This window comes from Thalassotalea ganghwensis, assembly GCF_053485795.1.
Map to the genome: position 1 here is coordinate 1 of NZ_JBQRUM010000091.1, position 268 is coordinate 268.

At 42.9% G+C, this 268-nt stretch carries 1 rRNA gene; it reads left to right on the plus strand.

Annotated features, from left to right (window positions below):
- Window positions 1–185 precede the first annotated feature (185 nt).
- A 5S ribosomal RNA gene (gene rrf, locus ACSLUH_RS19620) occupies window positions 186–268 on the plus strand; the annotation flags it as partial.

Below are 268 nucleotides of genomic sequence, written 5' to 3' on the forward strand. Positions count from 1 at the left end.
GCTTAACCATACAACACCCAAGTAGTTTTATAAGTGTTGTCTGACAAATTGGTCGAACCCACCATCCGTGGTTATGTTCGACAGTAGTGCATCCTTGCACGTCGCGTACTTAATGAATTGAATTAGATATATCGCTTTCCAAATTACTACTTACCTTGAAGTTTCAAGTTAAGTAAACGTTTTTGTCTAGCGACAATAGCACTGTGGTACCACCTGATCCCATTCCGAACTCAGAAGTGAAACGCAGTCGCGCCGATGGTAGTGTGGG